Genomic DNA, 23678 nt, shown 5'->3' with positions numbered 1-23678 from the left:
GGCGACTTCTACGACTTCTTCCTCATCGACAACGATCACTTGGCCATGGTGGTGGCCGACGTGAGCGGCAAGGGCGTGCCCGCCGCTCTGTTCATGATGCAGTCGAAGACGGTGCTGAAGATGGAAGCGCTTTCCGGCCTTTCGCCTGCGGGCGTGCTGCGCTACGCTAACGCCGACCTTTCGGAAAAGAATGACGACGACATGTTCACCACCGCCTGGGTGGGCGTGCTCGAGATTTCCACCGGCAAGCTGACGTACGCCGACGCTGGCCACGAGAAGCTCGCGGTGTTTCGCGATGGCAAATGGGAGCTGCCTCCCAAGCCGAACCGCGCCGTGGCTCTTGCCGTATTCGACCGCGACGAGTACGAGTCGCTGCCGGAAAAGTACCACTTCCGCACGCATACCATCACGCTGAAGCCGGGCGATGCGATTATGCAGTACACCGACGGCGTGACCGAGGCAACCGACGCGGAGGATGAGCTGTTTGGCGAAGACCGCCTGCTCGACGCGTTGAATGGCGCGCAGGAAGCTAGTCCCGAGGCGCTGTTGCCCCAAGTTCGCGCGCGCGTCGCCGAATTCGTGAAGGATGCCCCGCAGTTTGACGATATAACCATGCTCGGACTGCGCTACATTGGTAAGGAAGGTTCCGAAAGGAGTTCGCTGAATGATAGAGATAACTAATACGCTTACGGGCGACACCAACGAGCTGAAGCTCGTGGGGCGCCTGGATGTGAAGGCCGCCAAGGAGGCGGAGGCGGTGTTCGCCGAGGCAGCTGCCTCGGCTCCCAACATCGTGCTCGAGATGAGCGAGCTGGATTATATGGCAAGCGCGGGCCTGCGTGCGCTGAAGCGCCTGAATGCGCTCGTGCGCGCCAATGGCGGCACGCTTACGCTGCGCAACACGCAGCCCGATGTCATGGATGTGTTTGAACTAACGGGATTTGCCGCGATTCTTAATTTCGAATAGGCAAACGAGTGGGAAAGGCTGTCTGATATGAAAAGCATCACTGTTCCCCCTACCGATGAAAGCCCCAATCCCGTCACCGAATTCGTGGTGGAGCAGCTAGGGCAGCACGACTGCCCGCCGAAGGCTATCTACCAGATCGAAGTGGCGATAGAGGAAATCCTCTGCAACATCGTCAGCTATGCCGAGCTGAACGATGACGATGACATCGAGGTGCGCTGCGAAGTTCGCGAGGATCCGCTGCGCGTGATCCTGCAGTTCCTCGACGGTGGCGTGCCCTTCGACCCGCTTGCGGCCGAAGAGGCCGACACGTCTCCCGAAGCCCTGATGGAGCGCGAGGGCGGCCTGGGCATCCTTCTGGTGAAGAAGATGATGGACGACGTGTCGTATGCGTACGAGAACGGCAAGAACACGCTCACTATTTTGAAGAACCTGTAACCGCGCCTGCGGCCCTGCGCCGCGACGCCGATGAAGCGCTTTGGCACGAATCAGAGGCGAGTGTATGGCGAAAGCCCCGATAAGGGAATGCGTTGCGTATGGGGTTGCCCTGGTGGTAACCGTCTGCGCGTGCGTCGCGCTCGCCCTGCTTTTCTCGCTTGCCGTCGATGGCGCTTTCTGGATCTTTACGCACGTCGACCACGTGGCCATCCTGCTGCCTGCGGTGGGTCTGGCCACGTACTTGTATTACCTGCTTCTGAATATCCCCTTTGGCATGGCCACGGGCTCGGCCATCGAGTCGGTGCGCCGTGCTACGGCCAGCGCCGTTGCGGGCGAGGAGCCCTGCGCGGCCGACGAGGTGCCACCCGCGTTGGTTCCCATGATCTTCCTGGGCACGTGCATCACCATCCTGTGCGGCGGCTCGGTGGGGAAAGAGGCTGGTGCGCTGCAGATGAGCATGTCGGCGGCGACCTTCATTCACCGGTTGTTTCACGTGAAAACCCGGCATCTCGCGTTCATAGCCACGTGCGGGATGTCGTCCGCCTTGGCCGTGCTGCTGGGGATGCCCCTTGCATCCGCCGCGTTCGCCATCGAGCTCATGCGCGGGTTCGACTGCCGCGTGCGCGAGTACGTGGGCATCGTGGCAGCGGCCGTGTTTGGTTCGCTGTGCACGCGTGCGTTCGGCGTGAATGGCCTGAACCCCGTGGTGGGCGCCATTGTGCCCAGCGTTTCGCAGGTGCCGCAGTACCTGCTGGTGGTGCTTGCGTGCGTTGCTGCGGGTGCCGCGTTCTGCCTTGTGGTCACGCGCGGGAAGGCTGTGGTGTCGTCGCTCGTGTCGCCTCCGTGGCTGGCGCCCGTGGCGGGCGGCGTGATGGCGGCCGTGCTGCTGCTTGCGGTGTCCGATGCCTCGGCGCTTTCGGGTACGGGTATGAATTACGTTTCGGCGGCGCTGGCGGGCACGGTGGCCACGCCGTATTTCCTGGGAAAGCTCGTCTTTACGGCGTTCCTGCTCATTCACGGGTTCAAGGGTGGGGAAATCATGCCCACGATGTGCATCGGCGCCACATGCGGATGCTGGGTGGCCATGCTGCTGGGTGTCGACCCGTCGTTTGGAGCCGTGGTGGGTATCGTGGCGGGGCTAACCGCTGCCGCGAATTGCCCCGTTGCCGCATGCTTGCTGGGCTTCGAGCTGCTGGGTCTTGCCGGGGCGCCCTGGGTGATTGGCGCGTCCGTAATTGCCTTCGCCTGCACCTATCGCGCTAGCCTGTATGGCAATGTGTATTCCCTTTCCAGCTTGCCTTCCTGCCGCCGCGCGAGGTGAGGCGCTAGAAGCTCACCGGGTTGGGGTGCTCGGGGTGGGGCGCGATGGCCTTTTCCATCCACATGACGTCGAACCAGCGGCCGAACTTGCTCGCGCAATTCTTGAATTCGCCAGCCAGGCGGAAGCCCATGCGGCCGTGGAACTTCACGCTTCCCTCGTTCACCAGGGTGCTTCCGTCTTGCGCGGTGGCGATGCATGCGTAGAGGTTCGTGATGCCCATGCGCGCCAGCTCGCCTTCCAAGCGCTCGTAGAGCGCGCGTCCCGCGCCCAGCCCCTGGCCTTCGGGCGCAATGTAGATCGACATCTCCACCGACCACGCGTATGCTGCGCGCTCGCCCAATGGGCCTGCGTATGCGTAGCCAACGGGCTTGCCGTTGCGTTCGGCAACCAGGTAGGGGTAGCGTTCGAGCGTGTGCGCGATGCGCTGCGCGAATTCTTCCGCGCTGGGAGGTTCCGTTTCGAAGGTGATTGCCGTTTCACGCACGTAGGGTGCGTAAATCGCCGCGAGCGCCGGTGCGTCGGCGGGCGTCGCTTCTCGGATCGCAAGGTTCGTGTTCCCAGTCATGGAGGCTCCTCCCCAAGTGTTTTGCGGATGATTATCCCACTCCTGCGCGTGACTGCTCGCGTGAATGTTTTGCGGTTCGCGAGGCTGTTAGCGGGGCGTCGCGCACGGCCCGATATGCCTTTCACCCGTTTACCGACAACGCTCGCCCCTGGAATGGGGTCGCTTTATTAACAATGGGTTAACTGACGACTTAATTAGTTCGCCCCGTGCCTATACTCAAGCTTATCGACTCGATTTGGGGTTAGATCGAGTCACCCTATCTTTTGTTCGGATAAGAAGAGAAGAGGTTATCCATGTTCGATTTTTCCGGCAAAGTAGTAGCGGTTACCGGCGCGTCCTCGGGGCTGGGCAAGCAAATGGCCGAAGGTTATGCGCAGCAAGGTGCCAATCTTGTTCTCCTCGCTCGTCGCGTTGAGCGACTTGAGGCGAGCGCGAAGGAGTTCTCCGAAAAGTATGGCATCGAGGTGCTTCCCGTTGCCTGCGACGTCACCGACGAGGCTTCCATCGATGCTGCCCTGGCGGCTGCCGATGAGAAGTTCGGCCGCATCGAGGTCCTGGTGAATTCCGCTGGCGGCGAGAAGGGCACGGGCACGAAGCTCGTCGACTTCGACCGCGGCGACTGGGACTTCACGATGAACCTCGACCTCACGTCCATCTTCACGATGTGCAAGAAGGTCGGCGGCTACATGGTTAACAACATCGAAGCTGGCAAGCAGACGTACGGCCGCATCATCAACATCGCATCGATCTACGGCCTGGTGGGCAACACCGCCATCCCCACGATTGCATACCATGCTTCCAAGGGTGCCGTTGTGAACTTCACGCGCGGCGCTGCTGCCGAGCTTGCTCCGCAGGGCGTTACCGTGAACGCCATTTGCCCTGGTTATTTCTACACCGAGCTTACCACCGAGACGCTCGACACCGAGTACTTCCAGAATTTCGCGAAGAGCACGGTGCCCATGCAGCGCTATGGCCAGTCGGGCGAACTGAACGCCGCGGCCATCTTCCTGGGCTCCGAGGAGGCCAGCTATGTCACCGGCCAGATGATCGCCGTCGACGGCGGCTACACGGCTGTATAGCAAGCAGCAAGCGACCGCAAATCGCACGCGGGCTCGCGCCTTACGGCGCGAGCCCTTTTTTGCGTGCGGCGATTGCGTGCGTGCGAGTGGTGAGGGCGGCATTGCGTCTATACTAGCGGGCTATGATGAACCGTATTCGAACACTCATGCATAACCATGCGATGCTATGCGTTGCAGCGCTTGCTGCGCTCGTGACAAGCGTTATTGCGCGCCCAACGTGGGCGGATATGGCGAGCTCCATCGATGTGCGCGTTATCGCGCTGCTTTTCTGCCTTATGACGGCGGTGGCCGGGTTCGTGGCGCATGGCGTGCTCGCGCGCGTGGCACGGCGACTGATCGAACGCGCGTCGTCGGTGCGCGGGCTATACGCTGCGCTCGTGTTCGCGCCATTTTTCGCGTCGATGCTCGTTACCAATGATGTGGCGCTTCTCGCGTTCGTGCCTCTTACGGTAACGGCGCTGCTTATGGCCAATCGTCGACGTGACATCGTCTACGTGGCAGTTGCCCAGGCCGTGTCGGCTAACCTGGGCAGTATGCTCACGCCGTTTGGCAACCCGCAGAATCTGTTCATCTATCTTACGTACGACGTGGGGTTTTGGGAATTCGTACGCATTGTGGGGCCGTACTGCGCGCTTGCGTTTGCGCTGCTTGCGGTTCGCTGCGCGTTCTGGCCGAAAGAGGCGCTGCCGCACGCCGATGCATCACTTGCGGGTGCGTGCGGCGAATCCCCCGCTCGCGAGCGTGCGATGTGCGCGTTCTATCTGGCGCTGTTTGCGCTTGGCGTGCTGTCGATGGTGCGCCTCATTCCCTGGCAGGTCGTGCTGGTTGCGGTGGCGCTTGCGGTGCTGGCAGTCGATAGGGCGGTGCTTGCACGGGTTGATTGGTCGCTGCTGGCAACGTTCGTGTGCTTCTTCGTTTTCTCGGGCAATATGGCGCGCATTCCCGCTGTGTATGATGCGCTTACGCAGGTGGCAGGGCAGGCGCCGTTTGTGACGTCGCTGCTTGCCAGCCAGGTTATCAGCAACGTGCCCTCGGCGGTGCTGCTTTCGCATTTTACGAGTGACTGGCATGCGCTGCTTCTGGGCGTCGACTTGGGAGGCTTGGGCACGCCTGTTGCGTCGCTTGCTAGCTTGATCGCCCTGCGTGCGTTTCGCATGGTTCCCGGGTCGACAACGCGCGAGTTCATGGCTCCGTTCCTGGTGGCGAACGCCGCGTTTCTGGCGTGCCTGGTGGTCGCGTACGCGCTGGTAGGGTAGCGCGTCCTAGCTGGGCTGGGTGGCGGAATAACGCGTTCGCGCGTTTCGCTTGTGCGAACGGGGCTGGTTGTTTATCCTGTTCAGCTGGAGTAGGGACCGGATGATTTCGCTTGGTTTGCGAGCGAGTTGTTTGTGCGAGGAACCAAGAGGGGTATCCGATGAAAATTCGTTTTCTCGAGCCTGGGAACAGGCCTTATAAAGTGCATCCATTGAATCTTCTGGTGTACGAGCGCTACATCCGCGCTCCGTCCAACGGCATGCTCATTCTGGCGGGAATTGCGCACCGGCAATATGATGACGTGTTCTGCTACAGCGAGTCGATTTCGAAGGTAATGTGGGATGACGTGCTCGATGCCGACGTGGTGTGCATCAGCGCATTCTCGTTTGCCGCACCGCGTGCGTACGAAATGACCAAACGCCTTCAAAGGGAAAGCAACGCCACGGTGATTATTGGCGGGCTACATGCCACGTTGGCGCCCGAGGAGGCCGCGTCGCACTGCGACATCGTCATGCGCGGTGAGGGCGACGAGTCGCTGTTGCCCCTGTTGGCGTGCATCGAGCGCGGGGAAGACCCGGTGGGGAAGGTGCCTGGCGCCGTCGCATTGCGCGACGGCGAACTCGTGGGCCTGCCAAGCGAAATTCCGCACGACATCGACAACGCTCCCGCTTACGAGCTGCTGTACAACTACCAGAAGATGGCCGGTCACAATACGATATGGCCCCAGGTGCATGCGTCGCGCGGATGCCCGCATAACTGCTCGTACTGCGGCTTGGTGGCGGCGTTTGGGCGCACGGTGCGTACGAGACCGCCCGAGTCGGTGGTTGCGGAAATCCGGCGCGCAATCGAGTTCTTCGATGGGAACCACCATCGACTCGCGAAGATGCTCTGGATCACCGACGACAACTTCTTCGTTAACCGCACCTGGGCGATTTCGGTGCTGAAGGCCATCATTGAAAGCGACATCGACTACAACTTCACGGTGCAGGCGCGCTATGAAGTGGGCTTCGACGACGAAATGCTCGACTTGCTGCGCGAAGCCGGCTTCTCCGAGTTGGCCATGGGCATCGAGTTTCTGGACGACGAGTCGTTCGAGGCGTACGGGAAGAAGAGCACGCGCCGCGAAATCGAGCGTTCGATTGCGAACATCCAGGCGCATGGCCTGCGCGTGCGCGGCTTGTTTATCGTGGGCACCGAGAATCATGCTCCCGGCGTGGGCGATAAGCTGGCCGACTTCGTGATGAGCCACAATATCGAGGGCATTCTGGTGCAGTCGATGTATTTCATTCCCGGCACGGTGTCGTACGACGAGCATAAGGGCTCGCTGCTGGAGAAGGCGCGTTGGGACCGCTGCGTTGGTTCGGTGGTGCATAGGCCCGCGCAGATGTCGGCCGCGCAGCTGCAGGAGGAAATCATCCATGCGAGCGCACGCGTGTATTCGCTTCCGCGCCTGGCGAGCGCGTTAGTGCACAAGCGCGGCATCGAGCGCCTGCTTTTCGTGGGCGAGTTCTTCTGGCAGGCATGCAGGCGGCACGACTTGCGCAAGGAGCTACCCTACCTGCGCAAAATGGATGCGCGCGGGTAGGCGCCGCACTACATCCTGTAGTAACGGCGACTGCGATTCGTAATGATTGCTGGGCGCGCTTCGGAACGATGTGGGGTGCTATTGGGTTGGTGCCCGATAGAGGGGGCAGTCCTTATGTTCGACTGGCGAACATAGTTTCCATTTAACTGTATCGTACAGGGCGCTGCGCTGATGACCGCCTTTGCCGTCCGATACAGGAGAATCGAACACTTTGTATCCCAATCCGTTGTTGGGCGCGTTGTCCAGTGGCAGCGGGAGCATGATTGCCGTTATGTTGTCGGGGTTATCGCCCAAAAGGCTTTTGTTGATGTACGCAACTAGGCGAACTTCTTTTTCGTATGACCAGGCTGCATGTTTAGTTAGCGTCTTCAAAAGTGGAGCATCGAAGTTTCCGGTTTTAGGAAAGATGCGTTTGTTGTCGCCCAAACCTCTTTTTAGATAGAAATTGCCGTCGGTTTCTTGTCTGGTCAAATAGAGCATATCCATGAAGTCAAATCGGATTTCGCTTTTCTTGAGATGTCCCAAAGACACAAAGTTGCCGTTTTCGAATGATCCGTAATTGAATTCTTCCGTATTGCTAATTGCCTCGCTGAGCATTTTTTTGCTGAAGCTGAACATTACGCCATTACCGTCAACCCCGCCGTAAAGCATCCACATTGCGATGCTTTCGGTCTTCCCACCTGAAAGGCATAAACCGAAACGCTTTTCGGATAAGGAGGGATGGTTGAAGTTTTCGCTATCATTAACGTCGTTCCAGTTTGTTCCATCTGTCAGAAATACTCTTTTGTCTTTCAGTATTTGGTTCGCGCGCTTTCTACTTACGTAGTGTTGAAGGCTTCCGCCGCGGCGATTAACGATTGCGTCGAGGTCGGTGATAATTGCTCGGTACGCAGCTTCAGCTGCTTCCGTATCCCGGCTCTGCTGAAGGAATGTAAAGCGTTCTTCGAGCCTTGACGGCCTGTTGTTGTGGTTCTGTGTGGGCATTGTTCTCTCTCCAGTAGCCATTAATCGGCTATTCGATTGTTGAGCGGGAGTGTCTGAGTGAGTTTTACATCCTGTAGTAACGGCGACTGCGGTTCGCGCCTTGGGTGATTACCAGATTGCGCTTCACTAGCGCGTTAAGCAGGCGTAGCGTTTTGGATTTATCGAACCCGGTAGCCTTTTCCAGGTCGGCGCGTGTGTATTTGCGGCCGATGGACATGGCGTCGAGCAGGGTGCCTTCGCCATCGGTGAATCCTTCGTTCGAGCCGATGATGGGCAGCGTTACCGTAATGGAGTTGCTGGTGACTTCGAATGCGGGCGATTCGAGCCTGCCGCGATAGGATTCCTTGATGCGGCGTACGCCCGTGCCAAACTTCTCGATAAGATTCAGGCGGAAGAAAGTCTCGGCCAGAATGGGATTTCGAAGCACCGATGCGCGGCCCTCAAGATATTCCTTCTCGCTAAGGCCGGCGGGCAGCCCGCCAGGGGAGGATACTTCTACGCGGTCGGCGTAGAGGCTCACGCGCACGCGCGCATTTACGTCCCACGTGCGATGCACGAGCGCGTTGGCAACGGCCTCGCGGAATGCCTCGTGCGGTACGAGCGCCAGCGTGTTGCGGGTTGCGCCTTCGATGCGCTCGATGCGCAGGTAGCTGTCATACATGTCCATGGCTGCGTTTAGCTGGGATAGGATAGACACGCGCTCCACCGTGGTTCGATCGAGCATCTCGTTGATGGAAGCGCCGAATTTCACGATGTCGATGCCGGGGTATGAGTTCTCGTCGGCTAGCAGGGCGGCTGCTCTATTGAAGCCGTCTTTGCTAAGAAGGCCGAGCGTCTTCAGTATGTCATTGTTGAATTCTTCGATGCCGATCGACTTGCGCATGGCGGCGGTAAGCGTGTTGAAAGTGAGGTCTTGTTCGGGTGAGGGGAGTTCCTCGAACGTGCGATTCTCCCCTTCGAGCGTTAGGCGGTTGAGTTCGACGCGGTCGACCTCGACGGTGGCGCTGTCGCTGCGCCGATAGGCCTTTCCACGGTAGAGGTACGGCTTGCCGGGTCCTTCGAATACATCGAGCCTGATAGTTTGCTTTACTTCGTCTATTTCGATGGCAAAGCGGGGAAGAGGTGCGATGTTGTCGTTGATAGCGTTTTCGATTGCAAGGCACGTTTCCCGAGCGTTGCTGAGACCAATGGGCGTGCCATCGTCTGCCACGCCGAAGAGAATCGCTCCATCGTGAAAGTTCGCATATGCGCTCACGGTTTTCAGAAAAGTTTTGCTTAGTTGCGATTTGAATTCAAGCGTGGCGGTTTCGCGCATCAGATGCTCCTTTCATTGCGATTATTCTAGACCGTTTGCAACGCAAATGCAACGCAAGCGTCTGCGTTGCATTTGCGTTGCACCGAACCGACGAAAAATCGCCTTGCGTTGCATCCGTTCATGCAACGCAATCATCTGCGTTGCACTTCCGTTGCATGAATGGTGTGCAAAAGGGGCTTGCGTTGTGCATGCGGTTACAACGGTGGAATGCAGGGCCGAGAAAGCCATAGGCAAACGCGGAATGAATCCGAAGGGGTAAAACGCGAAGCGGCCGCCCCTCCCAGACGGCCGCTAGTCACCTAAGCTTGTAAGCCCGTGGGCGCGCTATCTCCAGTCGCCAACTCCTAGGCGAATGTAGCGTCCTTCCTGGATCACGGCGAACGTCGCCACGATGCAGGCGGGGATGGCAGGTAGCGCCACGCCCATAATGGGAATGAGGAACGGCACAACGAATGCCGCCAAGCCCGCCATCTTGTTCGCAGTGGTATGCGGCGTGGCCAAATGGCGGTACATCATGATGCCACTGGCTATGTTTGCCAGCTTCAGAATCATGAGGGTGCCTGCCCAGATGAGCAGCCACAGCGGAATATCGACAGCGGGGAAGACCTTCACCAGACACGCCATGACCAGCGTGAAATCAGCTGCGCTATCGAGCTTCGCGCCGAAGTCGCTTTCGGTGCCCGTCATGCGCGCGATGGGGCCGTCGATGATGTCGGTTGCGCCGGCTAGTGCCAGCAGCACAAGGAAGAGGGGCGAAAACGCCGTTTGCATGAGCAGCGCAACGCTGAGCGCGATGCGCCCAAGGGTGACGGTGTTGGCCAGCGTTGCCACCCGCGGGGTGGCGAAGATGTTGGTGCGGGCGTAACCCGGAACGCTATTCCAGGCCATACGCGCCGCCTTCCGCGCGATCCGTGGCGTGCTGCGTTTGGAGTGCGATTGCCGTGGACGAACGTTTCCAGCTGGAATGTTTCCCCATGAAACCCTCCATTCAGCCGCCGTTGCATCGGTTATGCCGCTACCGACGGCACTTGAAACGAATGCTCACAACATGTGCAATGTTACCTCCTTTGAGGCAACAATATGTAGGGTACTTCATAAATGAAAGTAATTGTTTCCCAATTGTTGCCAATCTAGGGGTTGTGGTTGAGATGCGGCGATGTCCACAGCTGGTGGTGTTGAATGGGTTGCAACGCAAAAATCCCCCGGCAGGATGTGGCTCTCTGCCGGGGGATTTCGTCTGGCTAAACGCTTGCTAACGGAATGCGGCGCTACTAGGAGGTAGCCTTCAGCCCGTACCAGCCAATTCCTTCGGCCTTCCAGCCAAGGGCAACGAGCGAATCGTTCTCTTCCTTGCTGGTGGTGTAGTTGTGGGCACCGGAGGTTGCATTGGGATTGTACTGGCGGTACAGGGGCGTTCCCTCTTCGGGGTCGCTATACCAGCCTACACCCTCGTAGGTCCATCCAAGCTTCACGAGGCCAGTCATTTCCTCTTCGCTCATCGTGTAGTGATGGTCGCCGCCATTGGGGTTGTACAGGCGATATACGGGTACGATGCTGGAAATCGGTGCGGTCCAGCCAACGCCTTCGTACTGCCACCCAAGATCGACGAGGCCGTCGCGCTCAACTTCGCTGGCAGTGTAGAAGTGCTCGCCGCTGTTGGGGTTGTACAGGCGGTACATTTCGGTTGTGGAATCGACGGGAGCCGCCTCGGCATATGCCTTGATCGAGAAGTTATCGACGGGCGCGCCACCGATTTCGGCGGAAGTCGCTTCCAGGTAATCGCTCCAGTCTTGCCATGCCCCCTCGGCATACAGGTAGCTTTCGCCCTTGTTCACGACGGCTTCGCTCCAAGCCGCCGCGCCCTGTTCCTGGGCGGCCTGCTTCGACATGCCCTTGTTGGCCGATGCGTTGTAGATGCGCTGCCCGCTGTCGTTCAGGCGGGAGGACGTGGCAACGACCGAGAACTTGGTGCCAGCGGGAATGGTGATGGTCCGGTCTAGGTCGATGCGGTGGAATCCAGCGTATAGGAAGTTGGTCGAGGTGCGCGCAACCAGCTCGCCATCAGTGGGGTCTTGCGCGTTGTCGTTCAGCAGGTATACCGCAAACGTCACGCGCATGTTTTCCTGCGAGGTGCGCGTGGACACGCTCTTGAGGACGAGCGGATCGACTTCCTCGAACACGTTCGCGGAGCTTACCACGCTCGATGAATCGGGTGTATTGTAGAAGTCCCTGACGGCTGGCATGTAGTCATGCTGCATGGTGTAGAAGCCGTTCGTGGAGGCGAGATTGGTCGAGAACTCCATCGTTTCCGCCTGAACGACCGTCTTGTCGTAGTACGACAGGTAGAAGTATCCCGTGTACTCGCCTTCGTCGTTCAAGAGGCCGTATTCGTGGTGATTGAATCCGTCGGGCGAGGCGTCGGCGGTTGAGCCCCAGCTGTTCTTGATGATCCATGCGCCATCGCCGGGTGCTGCGGTCTTGAAATTGTCTTTGGAGTAGGAATCATCCCAGCCCACGATGCATACGGCATGAGTGGGGTTCAGGATGTCGTAGGTGTACTGGTTGTACATCGAGCCGTGCACGCCATCGCTCATGGTGTAGGTTCCGCTCTGGTCTGCGCAATATACGAGGCTGACGCCGCGTCCGTTCAGCAGCTCTTGCTTAATGGCGGTCAGTGCTGATTCGTTGGGCGTTGTCCTCGTTTCGTAATTGGTCCAGTAGTCGGGCATGATGTTGCCGTTTTTCAAGAGGAGCCCCGAGGTAAGGAGTCGGTTGGACTGTCCTTCGCTATTGGTTTCGGGGATGGTCCAGTCGTCGTACTTCGAATAGGTCCTATCTACCTTGGATATTTCGAGCATGCGGGTAACGAACGAATCGAACAGTTCGTCTACGGTCTTTCCCGTGGACGCCGACTGTGCTGCCATGAATTCGTCGTACGTCATTCCCATGGATTTGGCGAGCGTCTCGAGCTGGCTCTTGGTATCTGCGGCAAGTACATCGGGATGTGCTTCGTAGTATTCGTCCGTGGCAATCCCCGCGGCGCCCTGGAAGGGGAACGCCGATTCTGGCAGGGGGCCTACGCCCTGGGAGAAGAGCGTGGTGATGTAAATGGGCAAGCCGCCCGCATCGTATGCCGCGGTGTCGGCGTCGCTGAAGAGGTGCAAGCCTTCGCCCACCTGGGTCGAGTCAACGACTTCCGTTACTGGATGCAGCGAGAACCAGGTGAGATGCTTTTCGGAAAGGTCGAGTCCCGAAGACGTGTAGGTTGAGCCGTACGAAGAGAGGACAGAGGTTTCAGCGGCTGCGATGCCGCCGAAGGCCCAGCAGTTTTGCCAGGGATTCTGCAGCTTGACGGGAGTGACGAGATCGTCGCTACGCAGGTCGTACGTGGTTGGCAGCGAAGCTTGGGCGGTAAGTTCGCTCGATGCGTCTTGCCCGTCGTCAATTGCCCAAGCCGGTACGTCGTTGGCCTGCGCGCTGCTTGGTGCGGCGAATGCGCTAGCGACGCCTGGCGCGAAGGCCAGCGAGAATGTCATCGCTACAGATGCGATGACGGAAACGACCGATCGTTTCCACTTCGGGTTACGTTTCATAAGCCCTCCATTCCGTCGTCCTTGCAGGAAGCACGTTTCGTGCCGGCAACGTGATTGATAGGAATGCCCCCACATGAGCGAAGTATACGTGCCGCTATGGGGGCGGTTGGGGGTGATGGGCGTTATTTGGCGTTTGTTTCCAAGTCGTAGCGGGCGACGTGGGCAAATGCGGGCCGGCGTACAGCGGGCTGGTGGCTCGTTTACGCCTGTGCCTTCTGCGCGTCGAGCGCCTTGTTGCGCGCGAAGATGATCCAGTTCGCGGCAAGGGCCGCCAGGTTGATGAAGTACACGATGAGCACCCAGTTAACGGTGCCGCCCACGAATTTCGCAGCGATGCCCGCCACGTAGCCCAGCGTGATGAGCGCCAGGAACATCCACGAAGTGCCTGCCGCCGTCTCCGACTTCCACGCCTTCATGGCGTTGATGGGCCAGGAAAGGCCAAAGCATACGAGCATGATTGCTTCCAGAACTGCGGACATGTGTTTCGCTCCTACCGTTATCGTGAACCTAAAACGGTATAAGCCCAGGCGGAACGCGCGTCCACCTGCCGCCCGCATCTTCACGGTAACGATACGAGCAGCTCGAGGTTCCTCCACGCTGCATCGCTTGCGTGCTTTCCAATGCGTCGGCGCGCCGACGCACGTGTTGGAGATGCTTGCTTCAGCCAGCCTTCTTGCCGTCAACGTCTGCCGCGCACGCGCTCTACCTGCGAAAACACACGTTCGTATCTTTACGTACCATATTGGTATCAGATATGTGCCAAAAACGCTTTCGCGTGGCGATGGACGTAGAATAGACGCATAGGGGTTGTGCGGCATGCGTTGGGGTGGTGGCTATGGCAGGGGCTCGAATCTCCAAATTGCTTTTGGCGTTTCTCGTGGCCATCGCCGCGCTGCTGTTCTGCGCCGCCACGCCCGCGCAAACCAGCGCTGCTACCAGCGACGTTGTAACCGTTGGCGTACCCATCGACCGTACCCCGCTGTTCTATTGGGACGCTCAGCGTGCCCAGCCCACCGGCATCGGCGTCGACCTTATGAACGCTGCCGCTCAGGAAGCGGGCCTCGTGCTGGAATTCAAGCCCATCACGGAAGACAACCTGAAAGAGGCGCTCGATAACAGCGAGTATGACATGATTTTGCCCTTTGGCAGTGCGATCAAGAGCGCGCAGGGCCAGTCAATCGTGGTTACCGAGAACTTAATTCAAACGCCGTTCACTCTGGTAACGGAAGGCAATCGTTCTCTGCCGGCGCTGGAAACCATTCGCGTGGGCATGCTGCAATCGCAAAGCGGCGTGGCCGAAACGGTGAAGGAGCTGTACCCTGGCATCGAAATCGAGCTGTTCGAATCGATGGATGCCAGCGTGAATGCCCTGCGTGCGGGTGAGGTGAACGCCCTGCTGCATAACTCGTACGTGTGGAGCTACGTGTTGCAGAAGCCCGCGTATTCCGACCTAACCGTGCAGCCCTCCACGATGTTCAGCATGGACTTCCGTGCGGGTGCCGTCGACACGCCTCGGGGACGCGAGCTGGTGGAACGCATGAACGAGGGCATCGCCACCCTTACCGACGCGAAACGCCAGGCCATTGTGCTTGATTACACCACGCGTCGCCTGTACCGCTACGACCTATTCGACTACATCTACCAGTATGGCCCCATGATCTTGCTGGTGGCGCTGCTGTTCCTGGCTCTGGTGGTAATTGCCTCGCAACGTCGCCGCACGCTGCGCATGAAGCAGGAAGAGCAGGTGCGCCGTCTGATCGACCACGACCCGCTCACCGGCGTGTACAGCCTCGAGGGCTTCCGCAAGCACGTGCGGCGCCTGCTGGAGGAAAACCCCGATGTGCCCTACCTCATGTCGTACAACAACGTGAAGAACTTCAAGTACATCAACGATAGCCTGGGAATGGCCGCCGGCGACGAGCTGCTGCGCTTCTGGGCCGAACGAACGATGGCTACGCTTTCCGATGTGGAGGCCATGGGCCGCATCGAGGGCGACCGCTTCGCCGTGCTGCGTCGCACGGAAGCCGATGACGTCATCTTCCGTGATGAGGAGGAAATTCTCTCGGCGGTGCGCAGCTACTTCATCGATAGGGGCAAGGTGGATAACGGCGTGCAGCTGTGTAGTGGCGTGTACGTGCTCACGCCCGAGGATTACAAGCATATCGACGTCGACCACATGCTCGACTGCGCGCGTGTGGCCGAGGAGCGCGCCCGTGCCATGGGCAAGGATGGATACGAGTTCTACAACTCCGACCAGTGGCAGAAGGGCCGCCGCAGCGCCGAGATCAACGGGCATCTGGGCGTGGCCATCCAATCGGGCGAGCTGCAGGTGTGGTACCAGCCGCAGATAAATTACGAGACGCGCGAAATCGTGGGCGTTGAGGCGCTGTGTCGCTGGAACCATTCCGAGCTGGGCTGGCTGAGTCCCGCCGAATTCATTCCCGTGCTGGAGGAATCGGGCCTGGTGTACGAGCTCGACTGCTTCGTGTGGGAGCAGGTGTGCCGCGACTTGAAGCATTGGGACGAACAGGGCAAGCGCGTATCGGTGTCGGTGAATTTGGCGCGTTGCGACATCCAGGGCGGGCGCAACATTCCCGGGCAGTTCTTCTCGCTCGCGCAGAAGTACGGCCTCGACCCTGGGCAGCTGCGCATCGAGATCACGGAAACGGCCTATATGGACGACCCGGCGCTGCTCATCCGTACCACGGCGAAGCTGCGCGAGTTCGGCTTCACGGTGGAGATGGACGATTTCGGCAGTGGCTATTCGTCGCTGAACATGTTGAAGGAAGTGCCCGTCGACCGCATCAAGCTCGATTTGCACTTCCTTACCGAGACGGGCGATCCCGAAAAGGGCCGCATCATCGTGAGCCACATCATCAAGATGGTGCGCTCGCTGGGCATGAACCTCATCGCCGAGGGCGTCGAGACTCCTGTTCAGGCGGAGTATTTGTCGGAGCAGGGCTGCATCGAGATGCAAGGGTTCCTGTTCTACAAGCCCATGCGAGCAAGCGAATTCGAGGCGTTGAGCTAGTGGCGGCGGGGTATGCGCCGCTCGCCGACGGACCACGGTAATCGTATTGTAAATGTGATAGGTGGCCCTAGCTGGTTACATTCGGGTGAGGTCGCTGGTAGTATACCTTCGGCCTATTTCGCGTACGCGCGGGCGAGGTGCGCTGCAGGAGCGCTCGCCGTTAGGCCCACGAGGGGGTTGGGGCAGCAACTCAAATGGGACTGAAGCCGTAGACTTTAAACGGTTTTGTTCGTATGATGGACCAGGGGTTTACCCGGGGGAAAGGTGTCAACGTGATTTACACGATTACGTTCAATCCGGCTATCGATTGCGTAATGAGCGTGAACGACCTTGCTTTCGGTCGTATCAACCGGGCGATTTCCCAGGAATTCTTCTTTGGTGGCAAAGGCGTGAACGTCTCGTACGTGTTGGCCCACTTGGGGCGCACCAGCACGGCTTGGGGCTTCGTAGCTGGTTGGACTGGCGCCGCACTGGAAGCCGCGCTGCAGGAAGACGGCATTCCCACCGGCTTCATCCACCTTCCCGCAGGCAACACGCGCATTAATGCCAAGCTGAAGGGCACCGTCGCGCCTACGGGCGACGACGTGGAAACGGCCGTGAACGCCGCGGGTCCCGCCATCGACGATGCCTCGATGAACCAGTTCTTCGCCCAGCTCGCAAGTGTGCAAGCGGGCGATTTCGTCATTCTTTCCGGCGGCATTCCCAAGGGCACCCCCAAGGACATCTACGCCCGCGTCATGCAGGAGCTTTCCGGCCGCGACGTTCGCGTGGTGGTGGATGCCACCGAGGACATCCTCATGCGCTCGCTGCCGTTCCGTCCGTTTCTGGTGAAGCCCAACGACGAGGAGCTCGCGGAAATTACGGGTTGCGACCCGCTGGACGCGGACGCGCTGGCGCAGGGCGCGCGCATGCTGCAGGAGCGCGGCGCGCAGAACGTGCTGGTAAGCCGCGGCGGCCATGGCAGCTTGCTGCTGGACGCCACGGGGCGCCTGCAGTCGGCGCCGGTCATCGTGGGCGAGCTGGTGAACAGCGTAGGCGCAGGCGACAGCACCGTGGCTGGCTTCGTGGAGGGCTACCTGCGCGGAACCGAGGCGGGGCTTCCCGAAACCGCCGTCTACGACAAGGCGTACAAGCTGGCCCAGGCGTGCGGGAGCGCGACCGCGTTTTCCGCTGGCCTTGCACCTGCCGAATTGGTGAAAGAGCTGCTCGCGCGGCTTGAGTCATAGTTTTAGCGCCGCCGCAGCGCTTGATGCGGCATGGATTCTTATGAGAAAGGAGACTCCGTCCATGAGAATCATCGATTTGCTGGCGCCCGAAGCCATCGAGCTCGGCGTGTCGGCCGCATCGAAGCAAGATGCGATTGACAAGTTGATCGGCCTGCACGAAGCGGCCGGTAACCTGAACGACGTCGAGGCGTATCGCGAGGCCATCCTGGCGCGCGAGGCGAACGGCACCACCGCCATCGGCGAGGGCATGGCCATTCCGCACGCGAAGACCGACGCCGTTGCCAAGCCCGCGCTTGCGGCCATCACCGTGCCTGCTGGCGTGGACTACGAGGCTCCCGACGGCAAGGCTTCCACGCTGATCTTCATGATCGCTGCGCCTTCCGACGGCGAGGTGCACCTGGAAGTGCTCAGCCGCCTGATGACGATGCTCATGGACATTCCCTTCCGCGAGGCGCTGCAGGGCGCTGGTAGCGCGCAGGAATTCCTGCAGCTCATCGACCAGAAAGAGCGCGAGAAGTTCGGCGACGCCGAAGCCGCCGCTCCCGTGGTGGTGGAAGACGAGGCTAGCCAGCGCATTCGCGTGCTGGGTGTTACGGCGTGCCCCACGGGCATCGCTCATACGTACATGGCCGCCGAGGCGCTGGAGCAGCAGGCCAAGAAGATGGGCGTTTCCATCAAGGTCGAGACGAACGGCTCGGGTGGCGCGAAGAACGTGCTCAGCGCCGAGGAAATCGAGGCGTGCGACGGCATCATCGTGGCTGCCGACAAGAACGTCAGCATGGCGCGCTTCGATGGCAAGCCCGTGTACATCACCAAGGTTGCCGACGGCATCAACAAGCCCGAGGAGCTCATCAACAAGGTGCTGAACGGCGAGGCTCCCGTGTACCATCATTCCGGTGCGGCTGCATCCGCCTCTGAGCAGGTGGAAGGCGAAAGCGCTGGCCGCCGCGTGTACAAGCACCTCATGGAGGGCGTTTCCCACATGCTGCCCTTCGTGGTTGCCGGCGGTATCTTTATCGCACTCGCGTTCCTCATCGACACCATCATGGGCGCGCCGCAGGATGGCTCCTTCGGTACCGCCACGCCCGTTGCTGCCTGGTTCAAGGGCATCGGCGGCATCAGCTTCAACTTCATGCTGGCCATCCTGGCTGGCTATATCGGCCGTTCGATCGCCGACCGCCCCGGCCTGCTGGTAGGCTTCGTGGGTGGCGCCATGGCCGCCGCCGGCTGCACCTTCGCCGAGCCTGCGGGCACGGCCGTTTCCGCCGGCTTCCTGGGTGCGCTGCTCGCTGGCTTCGTGGGCGGCTACTTCATGAAGTGGATCGAGGGCGTCTGCGAGCACATTCCGCAGGCGCTTGACGGCATGAAGCCCGTTCTGATCTTCCCGCTTATCGGCCTTGCGTTCATCGGCCTGTTCATGTGCGCCGTGAACCCCGTGATGATCATCATCAACCAGGCCATTAGCGACTTCCTGAACAGCATGGGCAACGCCAAGATCCTGCTGGGCATCCTGCTGGGCGGCATGATGGCCATCGACATGGGCGGCCCGATCAACAAGGCCGCGTACCTGTTCGGCACCGCCGCCATTGCCAACGGCGACTACGACATGATGGCCGCCGTCATGATCGGTGGTATGGTTCCGCCGCTGGCCATTGCTCTGGCCTGCACGTTCTTCAAGGACCGCTGGACCGAGACCGAGCTCAAGAGCGCTCCTGTGAATTACATCATGGGCCTGTCGTTCATTACCGAAGGCGCGATTCCCTATGCCGCTGCCGACCCGCTGCGCGTGATTCCCGCGTGCGTCGTGGGCTCCGCAACCGCCGGCGCCATCTCGATGGCGTGTGGATGCACGCTCATGGCCCCGCATGGTGGTATCTTCGTATTTGCCGTAGTTGGCAACTGGCCCATGTACCTAGTCGCCCTTGTGGTGGGCGCCGTCGTGGGTGCTGTCATGCTGCGTATCCTGAAGAAAAAGGTCTCGAAGGAAGGATAGGACATGTTTTCCGAGAAAGTCACCCTCGTCAATCCCCAGGGTTTTCATATGCGCCCCGCCAGCCTCATCGTAGCCGAGGTGGGCAAGCATGACGCCACCGTCACCATCGTGCGTGACGGCAACGAAATCCCCGGTAACAGCCTGATGGCCATGATGGCCGCCGGCATCAAGTGCGGCGAGGAAATCGAGATTCGCGCCGAGGGCCCCGAAGAGGAGGCCGCCGGTCGCGCCATCGTCGACTTCATCGCGTCAGGAATGGGCGACTAATGGAACTGAAGGGAATCGCGGCTAGCGCGGGCATTGGTATCGGCACCGTTGTGGTGGTCGAGGAGCCTTCGCTCGAGTATGCCAGCCGCGCCGTCGAGGATGCGGCGGCCGAGGCCGAGCGCCTGAAGGCCGCCATCTCCAGCTATATCGAGTACACGAACGCGCAGGCCGAAGCCGTGCGCGAGTCGGTGGGCGCCAAGGAGGCCGAGATTCTTTCCGGCCATGTGGCGATGATCAACGACCCGTACATGCAGGGCGAGATGGTGAAGCTGGTCGACGGCGGCTCGTGCGCCGAGGATGCGCTCGTGCAGATTTGCGACATGTTCGCGGGGATGTTCGAAGCCACGGGCGACGAGCTTACCATGCAGCGCGCTACCGACGTGCGCGACGTGAAGACCGGCGTGCTCGCCGAGCTGCTGGGCCAGCGCCCCGTCGACCTGGGCACGCTTCCCGCGGGTAGCGTGGTGGTCACGCACGACCTCACGCCTTCCATGACGGCGGGCATTCGCCCGGGTTCCGTGGTGGGCTTCGTTACCGAAACCGGTGGCCTTACCAGCCATTCCGCCATCCTGGCACGCGCTATGGAGATTCCCGCCGTGCTTTCCGTGCCCAGCGTATGCGGCCAGTTGGCTAGCGGCATGCAGGTTGTCGTAGATGGCAACCAGGGCACCGTGGCGGTGTCGCCTTCCCAGGAGGAGCTGGCTGCGGCCCGTGCCGAGCAGGAGCGATTTGCTGCCGAGCGCGCCGAGCTGGCCAAGCTCGTGGGGCAGCCCACGGCTGCGGCCTCGGGCGAGACGTTCGAGCTGTTCGCCAACATCGGCAAGCCTGATGATGCTGCGCAAGCCATGGATCGCGACGCCGAGGGCATTGGCCTGTTCCGCACCGAGTTCCTGTTCATGGACGCGACCGCCATGCCCACCGAGGAGCAGCAGTTCGAGGCGTACAAGAAGGTCGCCATCGTGTGCAAGGACAAGCCGGTTATCGTGCGCACGCTCGATGTGGGCGGCGACAAGGAGATTGGCTACCTGGGGCTCGAGCGTGAGGATAACCCGTTCATGGGGTTCCGCGCCATTCGCTACTGCCTGGCGCGCGAGGATATGTATCGCAGCCAGCTGCGCGCCATCTTGCGTGCGAGCGCGTTTGGCAAGGTGCGCATCATGGTGCCGTTCGTGACCTGCGTCGACGAGATTGTGGCCGTGAAGGAGCTCGTGGCCCGCTGCAAGGCCGAGCTCGATGCCGAGGGCGTTGCGTACGACGCGAACATCCAGGTGGGCGTGATGATCGAGACGCCCGCCGCCGCGCTGGTTGCCGACTTGCTTGCGCAGGAGGCCGACTTCTTCAGCATCGGCACGAATGACCTTACCGGGTACACGATGTGTGCCGATCGCGGCAACGACAAGGTGCGCTACCTGTATTCCGCGTGCAATCCCGCTGTGCTGCGCAGCATTCGCCGCGTGATCGAGTGCGGCAACGCCGCTGGCATCCAGGTGGGTATGTGCGGCGAAGCCGCTGCCGACCCGTTGCTCGTTCCCCTGTGGATTGCCTTTGGCCTGGGCGAGTACTCCGTTTCCGGCACCAGCGTACTTGCCACGCGCAAGAGCATTTCTCTGTGGAGCAAGGAAGACGCATGCGCGTTGGCTGAAAAGGCCATGCAGCTGAAGACCGCCACCGAGGTCTACGACCTGCTGAGGGAATCGGCTCGATAGCCGCTGCACCCAATTGCCTTCAAAGGGTTCGCATGGCATTGCGCCACGCGAACCCTTTTGTATTGCCTGGGTTCGTTGCCTTCGCAATTCCGAATGGGCGCAGCAAGTTCCTGTCTGGTTATTCGGTGCTTCCGGAAAGCGAAGCTTCCTCGAGGGCGATTTCCACGAATCGGGCAACTTCGGGAGTGGGGTTTTCGGCATAGAACAGGTGGAAGTCGTACGCGGCGCTTTCGTCTTCGAAGGGAATGGCCGTATACGACGTGTCGCTGCCCGCATATCTTTTCGCAAGGCTTTCCGGCAGCATTATGGCTTGTCCGTCGGTTCCGCAGAGGAAGAGCTCATCGAGGGTTTCCACGTTGGAGATCGTTATGGTCTTGGGTATGCCGCAGTGCGTGCTGTTCTTGAGGCAGAGGGTTTGCAAGTGCTTGCGCGCCGCATGATCTCGATTGGTGCGCGGTGACGTGAACCGAATCGAGTCGGTGTCGTGGATGAAGAGATGGTCGCGCGTAGCGAGTGGATTATCGTTTTCGACGACGATGTACGTGTTCTCGTACAGAAGATGCTGAGATTGAAGGCCGTGCGTATCTATCATGCTCGAGATGGGCTCCACGGCCACGTGCATGCTTTCTTCGCGTAGCATCTCGAAGGGCGTTTGATATTGGGGCTGCGTGAACTTGACCACGTTGAGGGGCCATTCGCCTTCGAATCTGCGCTTGCTTGCCCGGAGGGCGGTTGCGATGGGCGCCGTCATGAGGCCGCAGACATTGAAATTATGGAACTCCTTGTAGCGTACGCTTTTCATGAGCGACTCCAGCTTCGTCACTTCGCCCGTGATGATTGAGCTGCGTTCGAGAAACAATTCGCCCGCGCGCGTGATGCGCATGGGGTTAGTCGAGCGATCGAAAAGCGGCGTGCCCGCGTATTGCTCGAGGCTGTTGAGATGCCGGCTGAGAGCCGATTGCGTAAGGTTGAGCTCCTTTGCGGCTTCGGAGAGGTTGCCATGCTTGGCAACCATGCCGAATTCGACGAACAGTTCAGTGTCCATATCCGTACCCCTCCCATGTAGCTGACAAGATATCACGTCTCTGCGTCAGCGACGGCGGCGCTTTCGTTTTCGTCATGGGAGCTATGACGAAAACGAAAAGCCCCTTGCGTTTCGGGCAGCCTTGGTATGCGGCTTTTATCTGGCGTGACGGCGCTATCGTTATTTCCCCTACGCGCCGCCCCTCCCTAGAGTGGTGCTCGTTCGCGCATCTTGCGAATGAGGACCGACCATACCGGAAAGGGGAGAGACCAAGGTGCAAGAGGAGATTCAGGGAGATGGATGGCGCGAGGCAGAAGCCGAGGGTGCGTCCAAGTTAAGCAAGAAGCGACGGCGTTTGCCCATCGTACTGGGCGTCGTTGCCGTTGTCGTGGCGATTGCGGGCGTGGGTGCGTACGTGTGGCACGAGCAACCCGGTTTCTGTGGCGCGGTGTGCCACGACACCATGGGTCCGTATTTGGAGACTTACGAAAGCAGCGCCTTTCTCGTCCACGATCACGCCGAGGCGGGAGTGACGTGCCTGGACTGCCATGAAGCGGAATTGTCCACGCAGCTTCAGGAGCTTCAAACGCAGATAAGCGGCAATTACCGCACGCCGCTCGCAAAGATGGAAACGGATGACGAATTCTGCCTGCGCGAGGGTTGCCATACGCGCGAGAGCATCGTCGAGGCGGGCGAGAAGGTGACGTTTGGCGACGGGACGTCCGTCAATCCGCATAGCATCACGTTTTCTAGCAATTACGGTTCCACGGAGAGCCCGCATAGCGTGCCTGGGGAAACGATTGCCTGTTCAACATGCCATTCGTCGCATCGCAAATCGGCAAAGCTGGACTACTGCTATGGATGCCACCATACCGAAACGACCAAGTCCTGCTACGAATGCCACGATCACCGATAAGCGCATAGGGAGTGCGCTCAGGAAAGAGGAGGAAAAGATGGGAAACGCAAACGAACAAGGGATGAGTCGCCGTTCGTTCCTGGGAGGCCTTTCGGCGAGCGCCATAGCGCTTGGCGCCCTGGCCGTTACGGGTTGCTCTGCGGGCAACGGCAATGGAGGCGCAAACGTTGCTTCTGTGAAGTGGGACGAGGAGACCGACGTTCTCGTGGTCGGCTATGGCGGAAGTGGCGCTTCTGCGGCAATTGCCGCAGCTGAAGCGGGTGCTGACGTGTTGATCATCGAGAAGGCCCCCGAGGGCGATGAGGGCGGCAACACGTCCGTATCGGGCGGTGGCGCCGTAATTGCGACCGACCCCGACGTGGCTTTCGATTTCCTGAAGTTCCAGATGCCCGATACCGTCGACGACGAGGAGATCAA

General features: G+C 60.1%; 21 protein-coding genes. 14 read left to right on the top strand and 7 right to left on the bottom strand.

Going from position 1 to position 23678, the window contains the following annotated elements:
• From AC04P6_RS04520 to AC04P6_RS04505, 4 genes are all read left to right on the top strand, one after another.
• The coding region (locus AC04P6_RS04520) for a PP2C family protein-serine/threonine phosphatase (protein ID WP_475565409.1) at positions 1–681 on the top strand (681 nt) is incomplete at its 5' end.
• Complete coding sequence (locus AC04P6_RS04515) at positions 665–967, top strand: STAS domain-containing protein (RefSeq protein WP_475565408.1); 303 nt, start codon at positions 665–667, stop codon at positions 965–967. The genes AC04P6_RS04520 and AC04P6_RS04515, both read left to right, overlap by 17 nt.
• 27 nt (positions 968–994) lie before the next feature.
• Positions 995–1402, top strand: coding sequence for an ATP-binding protein (locus AC04P6_RS04510; protein ID WP_475565407.1), 408 nt, complete (start codon positions 995–997; stop codon positions 1400–1402).
• Positions 1403–1466: 64 nt separating this feature from the next.
• The gene (locus AC04P6_RS04505) at positions 1467–2723 is read left to right on the top strand and encodes a chloride channel protein (protein ID WP_475565406.1); all 1257 of its coding nucleotides are present in this window, start codon (positions 1467–1469) and stop codon (positions 2721–2723) included.
• A gap of 4 nt (positions 2724–2727) precedes the next feature.
• Here the strand turns inward: AC04P6_RS04505 and AC04P6_RS04500 are convergent, their stop codons facing one another.
• Positions 2728–3288, bottom strand: coding sequence for an N-acetyltransferase family protein (locus tag AC04P6_RS04500; RefSeq protein ID WP_475565405.1), 561 nt, complete (start codon positions 3286–3288; stop codon positions 2728–2730).
• A gap of 293 nt (positions 3289–3581) precedes the next feature.
• Here AC04P6_RS04500 and AC04P6_RS04495 point away from each other — a divergent pair, with 293 nt between their 5' ends.
• The 3 genes from AC04P6_RS04495 (at position 3582) to AC04P6_RS04485 (ending at position 7206) form a co-directional block, all read left to right on the top strand.
• On the top strand, positions 3582–4367 hold the full coding sequence (locus AC04P6_RS04495; protein WP_475565404.1) for an SDR family NAD(P)-dependent oxidoreductase: 786 nt from the start codon (positions 3582–3584) through the stop codon (positions 4365–4367).
• Between the two features lie 122 nt (positions 4368–4489).
• A complete protein-coding gene (locus AC04P6_RS04490) occupies positions 4490–5623 on the top strand; it encodes an SLC13 family permease (protein WP_475565403.1) in 1134 nt (377 codons plus the stop codon).
• Positions 5624–5823: 200 nt separating this feature from the next.
• Positions 5824–7206: a B12-binding domain-containing radical SAM protein gene (locus tag AC04P6_RS04485; RefSeq protein ID WP_475565401.1), complete on the top strand. Its 1383-nt coding sequence runs from the start codon at positions 5824–5826 to the stop codon at positions 7204–7206.
• Between the two features lie 78 nt (positions 7207–7284).
• Here the strand turns inward: AC04P6_RS04485 and AC04P6_RS04480 are convergent, their stop codons facing one another.
• From AC04P6_RS04480 to AC04P6_RS04460, 5 genes are all read right to left on the bottom strand, one after another.
• Positions 7285–8211: a DUF2971 domain-containing protein gene (locus tag AC04P6_RS04480; protein ID WP_475565400.1), complete on the bottom strand. Its 927-nt coding sequence runs from the start codon at positions 8209–8211 to the stop codon at positions 7285–7287.
• Between the two features lie 43 nt (positions 8212–8254).
• Positions 8255–9505, bottom strand: a complete 1251-nt coding sequence (locus AC04P6_RS04475) for an ATP-binding protein (protein ID WP_475565399.1) — start codon at positions 9503–9505, stop codon at positions 8255–8257.
• A gap of 324 nt (positions 9506–9829) precedes the next feature.
• Positions 9830–10393, bottom strand: coding sequence for a CDP-alcohol phosphatidyltransferase family protein (locus AC04P6_RS04470; protein WP_475565398.1), 564 nt, complete (start codon positions 10391–10393; stop codon positions 9830–9832).
• 383 nt (positions 10394–10776) lie between these two features.
• Positions 10777–13098 (bottom strand): lectin like domain-containing protein, encoded by a 2322-nt coding sequence (locus AC04P6_RS04465; RefSeq protein WP_475565397.1) that lies wholly within the window; start codon positions 13096–13098, stop codon positions 10777–10779.
• Between the two features lie 200 nt (positions 13099–13298).
• Entirely contained in the window at positions 13299–13577 is a 279-nt protein-coding gene (locus AC04P6_RS04460; RefSeq protein ID WP_475565396.1) for a hypothetical protein, read from the bottom strand.
• Between the two features lie 356 nt (positions 13578–13933).
• On the opposite strand from AC04P6_RS04460, the gene AC04P6_RS04455 reads away from it, so the two are divergent.
• From AC04P6_RS04455 to ptsP, 5 genes are all read left to right on the top strand, one after another.
• Entirely contained in the window at positions 13934–16129 is a 2196-nt protein-coding gene (locus AC04P6_RS04455; RefSeq protein WP_475565395.1) for an EAL domain-containing protein, read from the top strand.
• Between the two features lie 272 nt (positions 16130–16401).
• On the top strand, positions 16402–17355 hold the full coding sequence (locus AC04P6_RS04450; RefSeq protein ID WP_475565394.1) for a 1-phosphofructokinase family hexose kinase: 954 nt from the start codon (positions 16402–16404) through the stop codon (positions 17353–17355).
• 61 nt (positions 17356–17416) lie between these two features.
• Complete coding sequence (locus tag AC04P6_RS04445) at positions 17417–19348, top strand: PTS fructose transporter subunit IIABC (protein WP_475565393.1); 1932 nt, start codon at positions 17417–17419, stop codon at positions 19346–19348.
• A gap of 3 nt (positions 19349–19351) precedes the next feature.
• Positions 19352–19615, top strand: a complete 264-nt coding sequence (locus AC04P6_RS04440; RefSeq protein WP_066664438.1) for an HPr family phosphocarrier protein — start codon at positions 19352–19354, stop codon at positions 19613–19615.
• The gene (ptsP, locus tag AC04P6_RS04435; RefSeq protein ID WP_475565392.1) at positions 19615–21321 is read left to right on the top strand and encodes a phosphoenolpyruvate--protein phosphotransferase; all 1707 of its coding nucleotides are present in this window, start codon (positions 19615–19617) and stop codon (positions 21319–21321) included. Before AC04P6_RS04440 ends, ptsP begins: the two co-directional genes overlap by 1 nt.
• A 118-nt stretch (positions 21322–21439) precedes the next feature.
• On the opposite strand, the gene AC04P6_RS04430 is transcribed toward ptsP, so the two are convergent.
• Complete coding sequence (locus AC04P6_RS04430; RefSeq protein WP_475565391.1) at positions 21440–22366, bottom strand: LysR family transcriptional regulator; 927 nt, start codon at positions 22364–22366, stop codon at positions 21440–21442.
• A 253-nt stretch (positions 22367–22619) separates the two neighbouring features.
• Here AC04P6_RS04430 and AC04P6_RS04425 point away from each other — a divergent pair, with 253 nt between their 5' ends.
• A complete protein-coding gene (locus tag AC04P6_RS04425) occupies positions 22620–23261 on the top strand; it encodes a cytochrome c3 family protein (RefSeq protein WP_475565390.1) in 642 nt (213 codons plus the stop codon).
• Between the two features lie 37 nt (positions 23262–23298).
• A partial coding sequence (locus tag AC04P6_RS04420; RefSeq protein ID WP_475565389.1) for an FAD-binding protein occupies positions 23299–23678 on the top strand: 380 nt, incomplete at its 3' end.

The organism is Denitrobacterium sp. (assembly GCF_056180635.1).
The sequence above is the reverse complement of the archived record's forward strand: the minus strand, read 5'-3'. Positions and strand labels throughout refer to the sequence as shown.